At 40.2% G+C, this 15792-nt stretch carries 16 protein-coding genes; 9 read left to right on the top strand and 7 right to left on the bottom strand.

Annotated features, from left to right (window positions below):
• Positions 1 to 18: 18 nt before the first annotated feature.
• Entirely contained in the window at positions 19 to 1152 is a 1134-nt protein-coding gene (locus tag ACY2IG_RS07590) for an NADH-dependent flavin oxidoreductase (RefSeq protein ID WP_290773693.1), read from the bottom strand.
• 148 nt (positions 1153 to 1300) lie between these two features.
• On the opposite strand from ACY2IG_RS07590, the gene ACY2IG_RS07585 reads away from it, so the two are divergent.
• From ACY2IG_RS07585 to ACY2IG_RS07565, 5 genes are all read left to right on the top strand, one after another.
• On the top strand, positions 1301 to 2176 hold the full coding sequence (locus tag ACY2IG_RS07585; RefSeq protein WP_462618647.1) for a LysR family transcriptional regulator: 876 nt from the start codon (positions 1301 to 1303) through the stop codon (positions 2174 to 2176).
• A gap of 342 nt (positions 2177 to 2518) precedes the next feature.
• Complete coding sequence (locus tag ACY2IG_RS07580) at positions 2519 to 2659, top strand: hypothetical protein (protein ID WP_462618646.1); 141 nt, start codon at positions 2519 to 2521, stop codon at positions 2657 to 2659.
• Positions 2660 to 3007: 348 nt separating this feature from the next.
• A complete protein-coding gene (locus tag ACY2IG_RS07575; protein ID WP_035408286.1) occupies positions 3008 to 3952 on the top strand; it encodes a DUF2268 domain-containing putative Zn-dependent protease in 945 nt (314 codons plus the stop codon).
• Positions 3953 to 4451: 499 nt separating this feature from the next.
• Positions 4452 to 4676: a type II toxin-antitoxin system RelB family antitoxin gene (gene relB, locus ACY2IG_RS07570; protein ID WP_026829710.1), complete on the top strand. Its 225-nt coding sequence runs from the start codon at positions 4452 to 4454 to the stop codon at positions 4674 to 4676.
• A gap of 50 nt (positions 4677 to 4726) precedes the next feature.
• Entirely contained in the window at positions 4727 to 4942 is a 216-nt protein-coding gene (locus tag ACY2IG_RS07565) for a type II toxin-antitoxin system RelE family toxin (protein ID WP_462618645.1), read from the top strand.
• Between the two features lie 415 nt (positions 4943 to 5357).
• Here the strand turns inward: ACY2IG_RS07565 and fabF are convergent, their stop codons facing one another.
• A complete protein-coding gene (gene fabF / locus ACY2IG_RS07560) occupies positions 5358 to 6596 on the bottom strand; it encodes a beta-ketoacyl-ACP synthase II (protein ID WP_290749901.1) in 1239 nt (412 codons plus the stop codon).
• A 118-nt stretch (positions 6597 to 6714) separates the two neighbouring features.
• On the opposite strand from fabF, the gene ACY2IG_RS07555 reads away from it, so the two are divergent.
• The 3 genes from ACY2IG_RS07555 (at position 6715) to ACY2IG_RS07545 (ending at position 9194) form a co-directional block, all read left to right on the top strand.
• Positions 6715 to 7554, top strand: a complete 840-nt coding sequence (locus ACY2IG_RS07555) for a helix-turn-helix transcriptional regulator (protein ID WP_462618644.1) — start codon at positions 6715 to 6717, stop codon at positions 7552 to 7554.
• A 283-nt stretch (positions 7555 to 7837) separates the two neighbouring features.
• The gene (locus tag ACY2IG_RS07550; RefSeq protein ID WP_375091631.1) at positions 7838 to 8881 is read left to right on the top strand and encodes a Fic family protein; all 1044 of its coding nucleotides are present in this window, start codon (positions 7838 to 7840) and stop codon (positions 8879 to 8881) included.
• 187 nt (positions 8882 to 9068) lie between these two features.
• Entirely contained in the window at positions 9069 to 9194 is a 126-nt protein-coding gene (locus tag ACY2IG_RS07545) for an ATP-binding protein (RefSeq protein WP_462618718.1), read from the top strand.
• A gap of 222 nt (positions 9195 to 9416) precedes the next feature.
• Here ACY2IG_RS07545 and ACY2IG_RS07540 read toward each other — a convergent pair whose 3' ends face one another.
• From ACY2IG_RS07540 to ACY2IG_RS07520, 5 genes are all read right to left on the bottom strand, one after another.
• Positions 9417 to 10652 (bottom strand): MDR family MFS transporter, encoded by a 1236-nt coding sequence (locus tag ACY2IG_RS07540; RefSeq protein WP_462618643.1) that lies wholly within the window; start codon positions 10650 to 10652, stop codon positions 9417 to 9419.
• A 780-nt stretch (positions 10653 to 11432) separates the two neighbouring features.
• The gene (locus tag ACY2IG_RS07535; protein ID WP_308101408.1) at positions 11433 to 11807 is read right to left on the bottom strand and encodes a GtrA family protein; all 375 of its coding nucleotides are present in this window, start codon (positions 11805 to 11807) and stop codon (positions 11433 to 11435) included.
• Positions 11807 to 12763: a glycosyltransferase family 2 protein gene (locus ACY2IG_RS07530; RefSeq protein ID WP_231496861.1), complete on the bottom strand. Its 957-nt coding sequence runs from the start codon at positions 12761 to 12763 to the stop codon at positions 11807 to 11809. The genes ACY2IG_RS07535 and ACY2IG_RS07530 overlap by 1 nt, the downstream gene beginning before the upstream one ends.
• Before the next feature lie 24 nt (positions 12764 to 12787).
• A complete protein-coding gene (locus tag ACY2IG_RS07525) occupies positions 12788 to 14458 on the bottom strand; it encodes a DUF6044 family protein (RefSeq protein WP_462618642.1) in 1671 nt (556 codons plus the stop codon).
• A gap of 792 nt (positions 14459 to 15250) precedes the next feature.
• Positions 15251 to 15436, bottom strand: a complete 186-nt coding sequence (locus ACY2IG_RS07520) for a hypothetical protein (protein WP_462618641.1) — start codon at positions 15434 to 15436, stop codon at positions 15251 to 15253.
• Positions 15437 to 15535: 99 nt separating this feature from the next.
• Between ACY2IG_RS07520 and ACY2IG_RS07515 the strand changes: the two genes are divergently transcribed.
• A complete protein-coding gene (locus ACY2IG_RS07515; RefSeq protein ID WP_084642221.1) occupies positions 15536 to 15658 on the top strand; it encodes a methyl-accepting chemotaxis protein in 123 nt (40 codons plus the stop codon).
• Positions 15659 to 15792 lie beyond the last annotated feature (134 nt).

Below are 15792 nucleotides of genomic sequence, written 5' to 3'. Positions count from 1 at the left end.
TTTTGCTTACACATTTATTCATCGTTGTGCAGGCAATCCATCACGCGTAAGAATATTTTTCCACATTTCATCCGGAATGGAGAGCGTTTGTTGATCATCGCGTGACAAGGTCGTACGAATTTCTTCTTCTCTTCCTGCTATTAGTTTTCGAACCCAATCTGGTTCCATTAATAACTCTCTTCCTAATCCGAATAATGGAATTCCTTGTTCTAATACGTTCAAGGCATCATCTGGTGTGTGTATAGAACCGAGTGACAGAAAACTTGTTCTATCCGCAATCACATCCCGAAAAATCTCTGATCTTGTTTTTGTTTGATTTGAACCACTTCGAGGCATGGACCAAACGTTTTTGACTGAAAGATGGAGGTACGACAAGCCTTGATTAGACAATCGATCTACAAAGGCGATTGTTTCCTCCATGTTCAAACCATTCTTTTCTGGTTCTTCTGGTGAGAAGCGATAACCAATAATAAAATTATTGTTCGCATATTGATCTCGGACTCGTTTTACTTCTTCAATAACAGCTAATGGAAAGGACATCCGTTTTTCTAGTGTTCCTCCCCACATATCTGTTCGAAGATTTGAATATCTCGAAAAAAATTGTTGAATCAGATATCCGTTGGCTCCATGAATTTCCACACCATCAAACCCTGCACGTATAGCTATCTCCGTTGCTCGTCCAAAATCCTGAATAGTAGATAGAATTTCTTCGTGTTCTAACGCACGTGGAACGTAATCATCACTTGAATCCTTGTAAAGGCTCGCCACGATACCACTCGGGCTAACCATTCGCCTTTCACTTATGTATCCGATTAGACTCTCGCTACCTCCATGATGAAGCTGAAGGATTGCTCTTGCTCCCTTTTCTTTTATTTTATTAGCCAACTGTGAAAGACCTGGTATATTGTGTTCTCCATATGCTTTCATTTGACGAGGAAAACTAGTCCCGAGTGATGAAATGGTCGCAGCCGCAGTAATAAACATAGCTGGTCCTTGTGCTCTTCTGCTATAGTAATCCAACTCTCCGGAAGAGACGCTTCCATCTATATTTCCTGAATAGGTGGTCATCGGTGCAACAACGACTCGATTCGCCAAAGTTACTCCATTCGATAAGGTATAAGGTGAAAGGATTTTTTCATACTTCTGATTCATCAATACATCCACTCTCCAATTCTTTTATTTTTTGATTCAATCTGTCTGTTTTTAGTGTATTTGTAAAAATAAAATAAGTAAAATGAATGTTTTTCATTCTAATCATTTGTATCTCTCATGTATAATACAGAAAAGGATGTGAAGTACATTGAATTTATTTCAATTAGAAGTGCTTTTAAACGTTGTGGAAAGTGGTAGTTTTACGAAAGCAGGTCAAAAGATTGGACTGACACAATCTGGAGTAAGTCATAACATTACAACACTGGAATCTGAACTAGGAGTAACACTTTTGAATCGAGGACGAGGTGGGACATCGTTAACTACTGCAGGGGAATATATTATTCCACACATACGCAATATTGTGACAAACATGGCTCATATAGAGCAAAAAGTTTCTTCTTTGCAAGGATTAGAATTAGGAAAGATTGCTGTTGGGAGTTTCCCAAGTTTTACAGCTACCTTTATACCGATTTTGTTTTCTATATTCAAAGAACGTTTCCAGAATGTTGAATTGGTGTTGTATGAGGGTGGCTATGATGATATTGAAAAGTGGGTGGAAGAAGGTACGGTGGATCTCGGTTTTACAGCATTACCAGTTAAAGGTTTCGAGAGTATAGCACTGACGCAAGATCCTTTATCTGTTGTCGTATATGATGGACACCCTTTTATAGAAAAAGATGTTGTTACGATAGCTGATTTCGAAGAGGAATCATTCATCATGTTACGGTCTGGATGTGAAGTCCTTATCGAGGAGGAATGTCGTAAAGCTGGTCTTTCATTACGTACCTCATATAATAGTAAGGAGAATGAAACTGTACTGTCTATGGTGAAAGGAAAATTAGGTATTAGTATTATGCCAAACTTGGCAGTTCCTAAACGGGAGATTCATGTTCATCTATTACCCTTACATCCTCCTGTGGTTAGACATCTCGGATTAATTGTCAAGTCCTCAGACAAAATGACGCCTCTTTCCAAAGAATTTCTCAAGATCGTGAAAGCACATTTCGATAGTCATGAAATCTAATTGTTGATATTAGGATAGTGCGTACAGATACATTCACTTACGGATAGCACAGATTCAGGAACAAGCGCTTTGTCCATGTACTCCTTTCGAAGAGTTGGTAAGATAAGATAACATTCTGCAGATAGGTAGCACACGATTCGCCTCCTTATCAAGCAGTGAGTATATATAATGGATTTGATACGCTATATCGAGTAGAGACATAGTTGATCTACCTCCACCTACGCGTTGCTTAGAGGTGGAGGATTCCTGAGTTATCCAACCCAACGGTTCTACTTCTGGTAGTTTTTAGCCTCAGAGAGTTTCACTTTCTTATTCAAAGCAAGCAATTGACGGCGAAACAGTTTGCGCTGTTCACATGCGATCTTCTTCTCAAGCGTTTGGAAGCAGCGGTCGTTCTTGTATACCGTGCCATCCGATAAGATGGCGAAGTTGTTCAGTCCGACGTCGACGCAGAAGGATGAACCGGTCTTCGGCAGTTCGTGAACCTCCTGTTCGACGAGCAGAGAGACGGAGTATTTTTCAGAGGCGTTACATCGGATGGTGGCATTCAGGATCTTCCCACGACCTAACTCAAGTTGGCGAAGCGGACCCATTTGAGTTTAGGTAATTCCAGACGATTACCGAAAATTGAGTCTTACATTGGATGTCCGTTTTATAAGATTGAACGAGGTTCCGCTACGGCTTGATAAAATCATTATAAATGAACCTCTCACACTAAACTACATATTTTGACTATTAAGAAATTAAATGGTATTTTTATTCTATTGATTATTTGTTTTTTTAAATAATCTTCCATTTTATTCATGTATAAGGTGAAAGGATGATTATGTTTTGAAGAAAATACTTGTACCTTTCTTATGTGTTCCATTAATCGTTTTAACCGCATGTTCGCAAGAGAATCAGAGCGAAAAAGTTAAACCTGAGTCCATTAAGATTAATCATGACAGTGAATTGAATATCGTTCCACTTTACTCACCCTATCAAAAGTACTTAAAAGCTTCACTTGATGATGATACTGAAGTGAGCAAAAAAAATTACATGAACTATGTACTTAGCGATATCGATAAAATTGGAAAAAAAGAAGATTTTGAAACTACTTCCTTAAAAGGTTTCTTCATGATGCAATCAACTGCTTATCCGCAAGCGCTACTTGATCGAATCGAGGCATTGGAGGAACAGCAAGACGAGATTAAAAAAATCATCACAAAAAATTACACTGCTGCACATAAAGTACTTCCGAAGAAAAAAAGCACGATTTTCATCGTGCCGATCAACTCAGAATATACGTCGATGACCGAACCTATGGGCGGAGTAGCAGCAGGGGCATATAAAGATGCGGTTGTTCTATATATGGATTCGAATTTCGATAAGGATGCTTTAGCTTATACGGTTGCGCATGAATACCATCATTTGATTCTCCATGACAGAAATAAATATCAGATGAACAAATTACTCGATTCGGTCATTATCGAGGGAAAAGCGGATGCTTTTGCTGACCGAGTCCTCAAAGATGTGAAGGCCCCATGGGATACTCCAATGGATGAAAAGACGAAAAAACATGTCGCAAAATTGATTCAATCTGGTGAAGCTACATACGAGGACCTTGTGGGCGGTAGTCCCCAAAAAGACATTCCCCGCTGGAGTAACTATAATTTAGGACACGATATCCTCGACCATTATTTTAAATTACATCCAGATTCTAAAATAGAGGAATGGTCCTTTAAAGGTGAAGCTGATCTTTTGAAAGGATACAAATACCAAAAGTTACTTCAGTGAGAGAACTATATTTTTGATACATTCCATAAAAAACAGACAGATGAAATAACAATATCAGTTTACGTATCGTAGGAAAATTTCTCTATCGCACTCAATAACATCTTAATATGGACCAATATCTATAAAAAAAAAGATCAAGGTACAGATGCTTTAAACAGATCTGTACCTTGATCTTTCTTCAATTCAAAACACTCTTTGTTTTCTTGTAATAAATACACGGCGCCGTCTGGATGCATATCTTTTTTTCGCAAACGAGGAGAATGTAAGGAATTATCATGATCATCACCTTCCTAAACATGGTCAAATAGAAGATGAATGACTATGTTTACTTTAATTTGAACATAATTTCATTCACTTTTTTAGATTCAATCGTACTCATCTAGGATATTTACAAGTCGAATTTTAGCACTTCAAAGAATCTTTATTTAGGATTATCGCCCAATCCTATGTACTAAAACCTTAATATGTATTACAATGTATTACAAAGGAGCTGATAATCATGAGTACCATTTCCGTACGTCTGGATGATCAGGATACACGACTTATCAAGGAATATGCGAAGGCAAAGAACATCACGATTTCTACACTCGTTCGCGATGCCGTCCTCGACCGTATCGAAGACGAAATCGATTTGCAACTCTATCATGATTCCATGGCAGCACACCGTAAAAAATCAGAAGCGATATCTTTCGACGACATGATGAAGGAACTTGATTTAGAATGACAGCTTATAATGTAGAATTCGAGCGCGGGGCTCAAAAATCTCTCAAGAAGATGGACCCACAACAAGCGCGGATCATCATGTCCTGGATCAAGAAGAACCTTGTCGGGACGGATGATCCGCGTCGTCATGGGAAAGGACTCGTCTCGAATCGCTCTGGCGAATGGCGGTATCGCATCGGCGACTATCGTCTGATTGCTGACATCCAGGATGAGAAAGTCGTGATATTGATTCTTGAGATTGGACATCGTCGGGATATCTATAAATAAAGCATCCAAAACTCATATCTTAGGAAGTACATGATAATCAATCAAAAGCCTTCTCTTTTGACGATATGATGAAAAAGCTAGAATTAGAATGACAACATATACAGTTATTTTTTAGGTGTGGATTCAAACCTCCCTTCAGAGGGTGGATTACTAAAATAAAGATCATGATGTCCTAGTTAAGGCAAACTCTGACTAGAACTGATGATTCGCGTTTTATGTAAAATAGATAGAACGTGTCATGAATCGTTGGATGAATGACGACACAGCAATAGTGAAGGTTTCCGAATCACTAACATTTAATAAGAATTGGATACACAAAAAAGATCGTATACATTTCGACGTCGAAATGTATACAATCCATTTTCAGCGAGTACTTACTCATTGAGTTCTCTTGTCCGAACCCAAACTCTGATGCTTAATCCATATATTTTTTCAAGACGATGGCGGCGTTATGACCACCGAATCCGAAAGAATTGGATAGTCCGTACTGCATCTCCAGCGAACGAGCCCCTCCTGCTACATAATCCAGGTCACACGTTGGATCATCGACTTCAAGATTAATCGTCGGTGGAATGATTCCTTCCTGTAAACATTTCGCAAGCGCGATCGCTTCCGCTCCACCGGCAGCACCGAGCATGTGACCTAGCATTGATTTGTTCGCCGTCACCGGTAGTATGTTCGCATGTTCTGCAAACAATTTTTTAATCGCACGTGTCTCGGACTGATCGCCGACGATTGTACTCGTCGCATGGGCACTGATCACATCGATGTCATTCGTCTCAATCCCTGCCTGTTGAACGGCCCGCTTCATAGCGAGGTATGCTCCCTGACCTTCTGGATGAGTCGCTACTATATGATAGGCATCGGAACTTGCTCCGTATCCGACGACTTCCGCATAGATGGACGCACCTCGTTGCTTTGCGTGCGATAACGATTCCAGTATCAAGATGCCTGCTCCCTCCGACATCACGAAACCATCGCGTGTCGCGTCAAAAGGACGACTCGCTTTAGCGGGTGATTCGTTTCTTGTAGACAATGCCGTCGCATTACCGAAGCTTGCTATAGACAATTCAGTGATACCCGCTTCTGTTCCACCAGCGAATGCAGCATCAGCCTCTCCCATTCGAATGAGTCGATATGCTTCACCAATAGCCGTGTTTCCGATTGCACAAGCGGATACAGGTGACATGGAAGGTCCCATCGCTTGCCACTTGATGCTAATCTGAGCGGCTGCTGCGTTAGACATCATGGAAGGTACGAGACTTGGACTGACCCTTCTCGGACCTTTTTGGTGTAAAGCATGAACACCGTCAATTAACGTTTCAATCCCTCCTACACCTGACCCCACATATACAGCAAGTCTTTCCCGATCCAGATCAGATTCTCCTAGCTTAGAATCGTTCCAGGCTTGATCAGCAGCCGCTAATGCGAACTGGACGAAGCGATCCAGGTTACGAGAGGCTTTTTTACCAATCGCCTTTTCCGCATCAAAGTTTTTTACACTCCCTGCAATCTTTACTTTGAAATCAGTCGTATCAAACGTATCGATTTCCGTGATGCCTGAATTTCCAGCAATCATATTATTCCAAAAGGACTCCACATCGTTTCCGATTGGTGAGACGACACCCATTCCTGTAATCACTACACGCTCCATTTTTCTTCACTCCTTGTAATAGTATGAGATAATCATACGTGTCATATATCCTATTACAAGTGTTCATTTATCCTATTATAATTGATACTTGGATGGAGAGAAATCAGGAGGAACGTATATGGACGACTCGAATCGATTAGAAGCTCTATCCTATTTTTTGAAGACGAAAAGAGCACAGCTCAAACCGGAATCAGTGGGGCTACCGCCTGGATCAAGAAGGAGAACGCCTGGCTTGAGAAGAGAGGAAGTTGCTCAATTAGCAGGAGTCAGTACGACATGGTATACCTGGTTAGAACAAGGAAGAGATATTAAGGTATCTAGAAGCGTCTTAGACTGTATCGCCCAGGCGTTATGTCTGAACAGGGATGAACACGAATATTTGCACGATTTAGCATTAGGGACGCAGGTCGTCAGTATGAAAATTCAAGCTTCCCCTATGATTATCAGTCCGTCACTCGAAAAAATTCTCTCTGCCTTGACGACGTGTCCGACGATCATCACGGATCGTTACTGCCATATCGTCGGATGGAATCCTGCAGCGGCCCATGTGTTCGTAGATTTTGCGACCATTCCAGAATCACAACGTAACCTCATTCGCCTCTTGTTCTCACAGAAAGAATTTAAAGTACTTGCCGGGAATTGGGAACACTTCGCCAAAGGATTCTTGTCCATTTTCCGTACATACTACGGTCAATACTCTGGTGATGAATGGTATACGTCCTTCATACAGGAGATGAGTAATACGTATCCTGAATTCAAATCACTCTGGATGGAGAGTCAGGTCAGTAAGGCTCCGGAAATCCTGATTGAATTCCGTCATGGAAAAGTTGGCAAGATGCTATTCGACCTGACCTCTCTTCAAGTGCAGGGAGAAGACGACTTGCGATGTAGCATCTATACACCTGTCGAGGAATCCGGTACAGAAGAAAAACTGAAACGATTGATTTTAGTTCGATGAATTCAAATGAAGTGAAAAACTGCTAAAAATATGGAAGCAATCGATGAGACGCTTTCCATGTCAGGATTGTTCCGTTCAAATCAGTCAGGATTGTCCGACTTTCGGATTGACAAGTAATCATGGTCATAAATAAATAAACATAGTCTAAATATGATAATTTGACTATGTTTATATGTGTTTGAACGACTTTAAATACATTATATTGAGTTTAAACATAGTCAAATAATATAAAAATGAGTGTATTTAATCTAAAGTGATCTATTTTGCGAAGGGAGTTCGACGAATGCGCGACTATACATATACCTATCTCAAAGAGCTCGCCCTGCCGATGGAGACCGTCCGCTTGATTGGACGGATCAATGAGTATAAAGGCAAACAGGATCTCTATAAACAGCAAGCGCCTCAAATCCTTAACACCTTACGCGATGTCGCCGTCATCCAGTCGACGAAAGCCTCGAATGCGATCGAAGGAATCATCGTCACGGAAAGTCGTCTTCAGACCATCATGTCAAAGTCAGCCGACCCTGCCGACCGTTCAGAAGCAGAGATTGCTGGTTACCGCGACGTACTTAACCTGATCAACGCTTCAGCCCAGGACATCCCGGTCAATGCGAATATTCTGTTGCAACTCCACAAGGAACTCTATAAGTTCGTCCCCGTCGAAGGTGGGCGGTGGAAGAACGTCGATAACGAGATTAGTGAGACGTTCCCGGATGGCACGCGCCGGACTCGCTTCATCCCCGTCCCTGCGTTCGAGACACCGGCAGCGATGCAGGCGTTATGCGACAGCCTACGAGAGCGTCGGCAACAAGAGGACGTCGACCCGCTCATCCTGACGAGCTTGTTCGTCCTCGATTTCCTATCCATTCATCCGTTCAATGACGGGAATGGTCGAATGGTACGATTGTTGACCCTCTTGCTGCTCTATCAGTATGGCTTCGAGGTCGGACGCTACATCAGTCTTGAGAAGATCGTCGAATCGCGGAAGGAAGATTATTATGAGTCACTCCGTCTCTCTTCCGTGCGTTGGCACCAAAACCAACAAGATCCGTTTCCATGGATCAACTACTTGCTGAGCACGATTCTTGCTGCTTATAAGGAGCTTGAAGATCGCGTCGGATTGGTCACGACGCGTAGTCAGAACAAGAACAATCGGATTCGTCGTTTCGTTGAAGGACGAATCACACCGTTCACGAAAGCAGACGTAAGGAAGGCTTGTCCCGACATCAGTGAGGCGACAATCAATCGCGTATTGCGTGACTTACGTGACGAGGGGATCATTGCCCCATCCGGTCTTGGTCGGAGTGCGAAATGGACGAAACAATAACACTACATGGTATCAAGAACATCCGTGAAGAATAAATAACTTATAATGCGAGAAGATTCCAATACCAATTCACTTACACGTATGTAACCGCTAGAATTTAGTTGACGGTTTTTGCTCGATGACGCTTTACACTTTTGCTCAATTTATTTAGAACTCTAGTAAAAGTCCGGATCAATGGGGCGAACTAATTGGTGATCAAAGAATCACAACTGCAATATTAGACCGTCTCTTACATCGTGTCGAAGTGATTCGTAGCGATGACGACAGTCATCGCATGAGAAATCGTAAGAATTTATTTTCAACAGAAGTGTAAATATCAATCGAGCAGAAAACGTCAATTTCTACTTGACGTCGACAACTCATTGTCGCGAAATGTTGAAATCGAAATCATCTCGTTCATGCTGATTTAAGATATTTTAGATAGCATTTATCTGATATTAATTATCTATAGTAATTATTATTTTTGTGAAATCATTCTAAATCCTAAATTAATATTTTATTTGTAATCGTACACTTTGTATTATCAACCTGATTGTCAAGTGGGAGAATACAGTCTAAATAATTGCAGATATAAACAAGCTCCAATGATAGCAAAAAGGAGAATGATAGTGAAGATACCAAGCGGGGCGATCCATCCTGATGCGTAGATAGCGAGAGGTGCTAGCGTCTTACCAAGTGTGTTTTGAAGACTATCAGCAGCTAGATACTGACCTCTTGCCTCCTCTGGAGCATAATGACCGATGAAACTCTGCGTGACTGGTGTACGCATGATCTCACCTAACGTGAAGATGAGCGTACAACCAAACAAAAACCAGATGTTGTTATTCCATCCGATTAAAAATGTACCTCCTCCTGCAAGTAAGGTCGAAACAACGAAGAGACGTCTTTCTGACCAATTTTTAAGTCGATTCGTTACGGGAAGGATCAAGATGACAAACAAAAGACCATTAAAGCCTACCAGATAGCCAAAAATGGATTGGCTCGTGAGCTGAAAAGAATCCAGCAAGTGCGGTACGAGAGGTTGTTTAGGCACATTCTCTATCACGTAAACTGGTAAGTAGAGATCGAGTTGCATCACTGGGAAGAGTGAACAGGTTCCCGCAATTACGTATAGCAGAAAAATACGATCTTTGAGAATAAGTCGATAGCCAGACCACTTAGACTGAAACGCATATTTAAGTGGGGTCGTTACATCTTTTTGCTTGGATTGGACAGGTAAGGTTTCACTAACAATAAAATAGATCGTTATGAAGTAAAGAAAGAGAACTATTGCACAGGTCCACAATAACAGTTGACGATGTTGAAAAAAGAAGACTGCTCCAATGATTGGTCCTAAAACGGCACCAATATTGTTTACGGTCATAAATGTCGCATACACTTGTCGCAATTCATCTTTTGGAACTGCGTCCGCTATCATCGCTGAACTAGCAGGACGATAAAATGCTGCGCCTATATTAATTCCGATAAAGGCAACATAATTAATCCAAGGAGAAGAAGAGACAGCAAATAGAATAAACATGGTCATTTGCAAAAATGTTCCGATCAGCATCACAGGACGTCTCCCTAACGTATCCGCAAAGCTTCCTCCGGTTAAACTTCCGACAATACTTATTAAGGGGGGCAGTGCCATTATTAATCCAGCAGTCTGTAACCCTAGTCCTTTACCAAAATAGACAGTCAGAAAAGGAAAGTACATCCAAAATAGCAGATTGAAAAGACCTTCTCCTATCAGTCTGACTTTCACATTAGGATTCCATGTAGTTTTGTTCATAATAACTCCTCTCATAGTTAACGAATAGCGTCTTCTTTTCGTAGCTTTACTATAGAGAAGATAGTTATCAAGATATAGACTTATATTTTGATATGGATTATACTAATATTATGAAAATTAAGTAAGGACACTTTTATTTAAATTGTCACGTAAAACGAACGTATGTTTGTTTTGAAACGAAGTGACATATCTTTCTATCTTACTTTTTTCTATCTCTTAAGAATTTTAGAATTACCGACGATATAATTGTTCCATAAGAAGCAGTTCTTGTCTTTACATGACAAGAACTGCTTCTTATCGTTTAAGTTCATAGACTTTTACTTTATCGAGAAGGAGTAATAACGGACCAACTAAAAAATAAAAATTTCTTATTTTTAACAGAATTATTTACTACAAGAAGAAATCGCGATTTATTGATGTCGTTTGTAATAAATTTAAGTCTGTAAATTAGATTTCACGGATACTTTACTTTCATTCTTCTTTTGGGATTCGTTCATCAACTATCATTTAATGTGGTGGACTGAAGGGAGTCGATGAATAAGGAATAGGCATGGTCGATTACATGAGAAATAGCATATCCACCCATATAACTATGTGATGCATACGTTGAATGCGTCATCTTATCAAATTGTAAATGACTTTCATCACTCTAATCTGAGTGGTTGATTTCTATAATTTGAAAATTCATTTGTCAGTCTTTTGATTTGCTACTGTGCTTTTGCAAGTGCAATTGAGAGGATAAAAAAAACAAGCTACCTCTATAGATAGCTTGTTTTATCATCATGATTTGCGAAATACCCAATAAGACTGACCTAGATAATTTAACCCCGTATAGATAATCATCCCGATCAGAATCGCTCCAGTCTCTTGTAGATTTGGCAATACGTAATGCACTCCCCATAAACTAAGACGATAAGCGATGAGATAGCTAATAGAAACGACGATCAAAAAACGTATCCAATAAGGCCATCCTCCAACCTCTTGACGAAAGGTGAAGCGACGATTTAGCATATAGCTGACCCAAACACCACATGCATTCCCGATGGCCGTCGCTCCCCAATAACCAGTATGCAAGACATGAAAACAAATCAGTGTCAGCGTCAGACCAACCAGCGTATTAAGAACTCCTACTAATAAGAAACGAAGAAAGGTCATCATTCTCGTTTTTTCTCGACGACATAACGAGGACGTCGTTTGACTTCCTGATATATTTTACCGATGTATTCTCCTATCAGTCCAATACCTAGTAATTGAAGTCCGCCGATGAACCAGATCGACATCATTAAAGACGTCCACCCATCCATCGCTTCTCCTTCATATCTACGATAAAGAGCATATCCGACAAAACCGATCGAGACGATGAGCATGAATAGTGAGACTAAAAATAACAACTTAATCGGACGAACACTAAACGAGGTCACCCCATCCCATGCGAGTGCCATCATCTTTCGTAATGGATATTTTGATTCGCCTGCTGGACGTGATTGACGTGTATAGGTCACTTCTGCTGTTTGAAAACCAAGCGAAGGTACCATCCCCCGCAAAAAGAGATTGCGTTCCGGATGTGCACAAAGTGTTTCGACAGCTCGTTTGCTCATGAGACGATAGTCTGCATGATTGAAGATGGTCTCTACACCCAACCAGTCGATGAAGCGATAAAAGCCTTGAGCAGTCGATCGTTTAAACCAGCTATCGGTCTGACGATCTTCTCTTACCCCATAGACGATATCATTCCCTTTCGCAAATTCACTTAAAAACTGTTCAATCACTTTTACGTCATCCTGAAGGTCCGCATCCATTGACACAACACAATCCGCATCGGTGTGTCCTTCGACAAGACCTGCGAACAAAGCATTTTGATGTCCTACGTTATGTGCTAATTTTAATCCTCTAAACCGACCATCTTGTGCGTGTACATCTTCAATTTGGGACCAGGTATCATCCTGACTTCCATCATCTACGAACAAGACAAAGGAGTCCTCAGAAATGAGGTGTCGTTCTCGCCACTCTGTTAAGAAACGGTGCATCGTATGGACCGTCAAGCGTAATACTTCCGTCTCGTTATAACACGGAATAATTACGCCTAGCGTAGGGATTGTCGTCATCGTCATACCATTACTCCTCCTTAAATGAACTTACTTCGTATTCTCTGTAGTAGCTTGGATACGGTATAACCTAATCTTCCAAGCAGAATGTTGATCTTCAAACGTTTTTTCGTACTGCAATCCAATGGCTGCAGCATTTTTGATTGGTACAGCAGACAAAAGATATGTCGCACCGATTTGCTTCAACTGTGCTGTATTGATAGATAAATGTCGAACCGGTACTTGATGCTCCTTTGTGTACTCGTATTCCTTACCGAGTTCAGATGAAAACACATAGACTCGATTTCCCCACGTATCAAAATAACGTTGTAATAGCTTACTTTTATCCAATTCTCCAGCAATCACCTTTCGGAAAGATGCTTTATAGCGTAATGGATAAAAGTTCACATAACCATCCACGGTTTGCATACCATTGTATTGTGCGATCGCAGGGTGCAATCCGAGAGAAGCGACCTGATAGTCTTTCGTTGGTTGGTTGATGAAGCGTTTAATGTCAGAAAACTGAGAAGTCGCATAAAACGCTTCATAGGATGGATGATGACGATAGAGGAACTCGGGATTCCATGCAAGCAAGACAAGGGTTTGGGCTACGAGCAAACAAGTCACCCATTTTCGTTTGGCAGTTCGCCATAGCCAGTCGAGCATCAAGTAAAACAATGCATACCACAACATCGGTTGAAGGAAGTGGAATCGTGAGAAATTGAAAGTTCTAATGAGAGAGACATGTTGCTTTAACGGATTCCACCCCTCATAAAACCAAAACGCATACCACAGCGATAGTCCAAATAGAAACCACATCAAAGTTCGAATTCGTCTTGCTGCATGATCTTTTTGACGAAATACTAGAAATCCAACAATCAGAAGTGTTAGGAGGATGATGGGCGATTGTACTGCGCGATCATGTGTATGACCAAACACCAAATTCTTAAAAAATAAACGAATACTTGCCCAAAATCCGTTATTCCCTGTTTCGAAGTCATTTCGACTCGTAGGCTCTTCTTCCCACAGCATCGAGAAGACCAGTCGATATTCAATTAATAAGTATAAAAGGACCTGAAGGCCATAGGCGATCCAAAAACGGCTATGAAAACTACGTGCGCGTATCTCCTTCACCATATGGTAAATGGCAAGCGTTGCTAAAAAGAAAACGATTCCTAGCACGAAGCTCGAATAGAACGGAACCACTAACAATACGAATGCACTCGATTTTATTTTCCGTCCATGCCAGATATTCCAATAAGCCCACAATAAGAGTGGCATCCCAAGCGTGCTGAGCATGCCCGATGGCCAGAATGGTGTCCAAGAAAATAGAACTGCTACCCACAGCGCATATGATTTAGGAATAACCCCTTTCGCATAATCACGTAGTAATAAGTACATTCCTAAGAAAGCAAAGATTCGGACCAACGTTTGACTGATCACGTATGCCGTAAATGGTGGGAACCATTGATATAGCCACACGATACCTGTAAACTCACTGACGAAAGCATTTCTCGAGACGACCCCATTCAATAAGTCAGGAACATTTGCATGAAGGCTTGCGTAAATACTATTGGTATCGACCAATGTTTTATACCACGTGATGTTTGAGTCTAGATTATCATGAATACGGACATGTACATGTTCCCCCAGTAAGACCATCGGTAAAATATAGAGGCAAGCTAGTAGCAGCCCTATTAATATGCGAGTTTTTTCTCTCATCATACCTCTCCTTCATCTACTTTAAGATTTAATTCTTTTGTTAGTAGTTTCAAGAAATCAATTGCCTGTTCTTTTCCTCTTATAACTTTCTTTATGGTATATACTCCCTAAGAAACTATTTCCAATGATACCTTATATCACAATAGGATAGGTGACATTTATTAAATTTACTTTTCAGAATTAAAGTTAATTCAATTAATAAATTAGTTAAATGGAGATTAGAAGAATTAATCAATCTTGACCAGACCTCTTCTTCTTTTTCTACTTTTCCCTTTTATGAATGACTAACTATAGATTTTTTTAATTCTATCGAGGAACTACAAAGAAGCATCGTACCATTTCTGTTAAGAAAAGATACGATGCTTTTGGGTTCTTAAATTTACTTCATCAGCCTTCGAAAAGGAGAACAAGATTTGGAGACTTTGTTTTTTATATGACGAAGTTCCATAAGTACGTGTAAATTTAAAAATGATTTTAATATCGAACTAGAAAGTAACCTGAATTACGCTATTCTCCTAAAAAGCACAAAATAATTAATTACTCAAATGGAGTGCGTTAAAATGCATATTCAAACTATAGATGCTTCAAAAAAAGATTTATTATGATGAACTTGGCTGGTTAAGTGCATCTGACTGGTTGCATTGGTTAGATATGCATTTACAGTGCCATTTAAGAAAAAGATAGGCACTACATCACTCCTTATTTACAAAACTAATTATTTTTCATGATCGACTACATTTTTTCTCTATAAAAAAGCATCCAAATCGGACGCTCTTTTTGTAGATTGAATATTTACTCTTTATTTTGAAAGATTTCTGTGTTCTCAATACGAATCGCATCTACGATACCGCAATCCATACAAAACGAAAATACTTTTTGAGCACTATGAAATGACCCTTTAGATGGCTTTAGTGGAATATAATCTGTTGCCTCTTGAAAATTAGTACTTCCGCATGATGAGCAAACTTTATTTTCCATTTAAAGTACCCCCAATAAATATTGTCTATAAAGTAATTTACATCTAATTCAATCTTATTTCATCATTCATGATATTCTGAACAAACCAATCTACCTGCCTTGAATGTAGCGATCGAACCAGCTCGAGCTGCTGAGCAAGAAAAAGGATTTTCCATTGTCGCCTCTGATGTCAAGAATCCCTCTATGCATGTCGCTGAAAACGAAGGCGAAAATCCAGATTGAAGAGTAACGTCTTTTTGCGATAAAGCATCCCTTCTGTAGAGTAAATCTACATAAGAGATGCTTTTTGTGACCTCAAGTTTATTAAACAAAAAATTATCAACTGTACAAGATTAATTACGTTTTCTTATAAAAAA

The organism is Exiguobacterium sp. EF_C8, from assembly GCF_054956715.1.
This window is presented reverse-complemented; position numbering and strand designations above follow the sequence as displayed.